Here is a 2,582-nt window from a genome sequence, read left to right as displayed (position 1 = left end):
GCCGTGGTGCGCACAGCACACCCTACTGGCAGTCGTGCCAACCATCGTCCATCATTGCCGCCCCTGCTCTGCTGCGGTTTGCGCCATGCCTGTTTTCACCACCCCGTTCGCCAGCCTCGACCTGTTCCGCCAACCGCCGCAGCGCGACGATCCGTTGCAGGCCTTTGATGCGGCAGACGAGTACCTGCTTAACCACCTGGCCGAGCAAGGCCTAGCCAGTGACGCCCGGGTGTTGGTGTTAAACGACAGTTTCGGCGCCCTTGCCGCCAGCCTGGCGGGTAAGGCCCAGGTAGTCAGCAGTGGCGACTCGCATCTGGGTGCCTTGGCGCTAACCCATAACCTGGCATGCAACAAGTTGGCAGCGGACAGCGTGCAGTTTGTAGCCTCCAGCCAAACCGTCAGTGGCCCCTTCGACTGGGTGCTGATCCGTATCCCGAAAACCCTGGCGCTATTGGAAGAACAGTTGATCCGCCTGCACGGCCAACTTGCGCCGGGTGCGCAGGTGGTGGCGGCCGGCATGGTCAAGCATTTGCCCCGCAGCGCTGGCGACCTGCTGGAACAATTTATCGGCCCGGTGCAGGCCTCGTTGGCGGTGAAAAAAGCCCGCCTGCTGTTTGCCACGCCCAGCGAAAAACCCCAGCCCAGCTCGCCCTACCCCAGCCGCTACCGCCTCGACAGCCCGGCCATTGAACTGCTGAACCATGCCAATGTGTTTTGCCGTGAGGGCCTGGATATCGGCACCCGCGCCTTTCTTCCGCACCTGCCGAAAAACCTTGGCAGCGCGCGCGTGGCCGACCTTGGCTGCGGCAACGGTGTACTCGGTATTGCCTGCGCCCTGGCCAACCCCGAGGCGCAACTGACGCTGGTGGATGAGTCGTATATGGCGGTGCAATCGGCCAGCGAAAACTGGCAGGTCGCGCTGGGCGAGCGCGCCGTGGATATCCGTGCCGGCGATGGCCTGGCTGAGCAGCCGGAAGATTCGCTGGAGATCGTGCTGTGCAACCCGCCGTTTCACCAGCAGCAGGTGGTGGGCGATTTCCTCGCCTGGCGTATGTTCCAGCAGGCCCGCGCGGCCTTGGTCACCGGTGGCGAGCTGTGGATTGTCGGTAACCGCCACCTCGGCTACCACGCCAAGCTAAAGCGCCTGTTTCGTGGGGTTGAGCAGGTAGCGGCGAACCCAAAATTCGTGATTTTGAAAGCCATCAAATAACCGCGCCATCCCAACCGTAGGGTGTGCTGTGCGCACCACGGCGTACACACGCCCATCGCTTGGTGCGGGTTAGAAATCCACCGTTGCCGACACTTTTAAGGTGCGCGGTGCGCCCTGGGTCAGGTAGCTGCCGTTGGCGGATTTCCAATAGGCTTTATCGGCGACGTTTTCCACCCCGGCGCGCAGGGTGATATCGCGCTCGTCCATTTTGAAGGTGTAGCGGGCGCCGAGGTCGAAGCGCGTCCATGCCGGGATGCCCAGGTCGTTCGCCGAGTCGTAATACTGGCCGCCGGTGCGCAGCATCAGGCCATTAACCGCCAGGCCCTGCACGCCGGGCACATCCCAGTCAGCGCTGAGGTTGTACTGAAATGTCGGTACACCGACGCCACGGTTGCCATCGTTAACGCCGCGCACCGTGACGTTATTGACCGTGGCCACAGTACCGCGCAGTTCGCTGTCTATCAGCGTGCCGCCAGCAAGCAAGCGCAGGCCTGGCAGCGGCTCGCCAAATACGCTGAATTCAATACCACGGTTGCGTTGTTCGGCGTCAACGCTGGAGACCGCGCCTAAGCCAGTACCCATGGTCACCAATTGCGGCTGCTCGATGCGATAGACGCCCAGATTGGCACCAAAGGTTTGCCAATCGAGCTTGATCCCCGCCTCAATCTGTTTGGACCGATACGGCGGAAACATTTCCCCCGAGTTGCCCGCCGCGGTACTCACCTGTCCCGGCGATAGCCCCTCAATACGGTTGGCGTACAACGACAGGTACTCGGTGGGTTTGACCACCAAGCCATATACCGGGGTGTTGATACTCTGGTCGTACGCCGCAGCGCGCACACCAGTGCCAGCGTTCCAGGAATTGGTCACGATCTGCTGGCGACGAATGCCGGCGGTAAACAACACACGGTCATCAAAAAAACCCAGCGTGTCGGATACCGCCAAGCTACGGGCGATGGCCGAACCGGTTTTGCGCGGGTCGTGGATATCGCCGTTAATCGTGGCGCGCGGCTCGGGGCTGGGGAACGGGTCGTACAAATTACCCGGTAAGCGGTTAGCAACCGTGGTGGACTCGTTGGCGCTGCGCCATTCCCGCCAGTTGCCGGTCAAACCGAAATTCACGTTGTGCGTGACCGGCCCGGTATCGAAATGACCGCGCAAGCCGCCCAGGGCGCTGCGGCTTTCTTCATCACGCGGGGCATACAGGCGGCCGACCCGCCCGCTGCCGTCAAGGCTGGAAACGTAGAGCGAGGAATACACGCCATTCTCGCGGGTGTACTTGCCGCCCACGGCGCCGTACAGGGTCCAGTGGTCGTTGAGGTCGTACTCGCCGTTGACCATGCCAAAGGTGTCCTCCAACTGCGAGTACGAC

At 62.2% G+C, this 2,582-nt stretch carries 2 protein-coding genes; one reads left to right on the top strand and one right to left on the bottom strand.

What is annotated here, in order from left to right; genetic code table 11:
* Positions 1-85: 85 nt before the first annotated feature.
* Positions 86-1,210, top strand: a complete 1,125-nt coding sequence (locus AAAB16_RS03650) for a class I SAM-dependent methyltransferase (RefSeq protein WP_340662114.1) — start codon at positions 86-88, stop codon at positions 1,208-1,210.
* A 69-nt stretch (positions 1,211-1,279) separates the two neighbouring features.
* On the opposite strand, the gene AAAB16_RS03645 is transcribed toward AAAB16_RS03650, so the two are convergent.
* On the bottom strand, positions 1,280-2,582 hold a 1,303-nt coding region (locus AAAB16_RS03645; protein WP_340662113.1), incomplete at its 5' end, for a TonB-dependent receptor.

This window comes from Pseudomonas sp. (assembly GCF_037994325.1).
Lineage (GTDB): Bacteria > Pseudomonadota > Gammaproteobacteria > Pseudomonadales > Pseudomonadaceae > Aquipseudomonas.
This window is presented reverse-complemented; position numbering and strand designations above follow the sequence as displayed.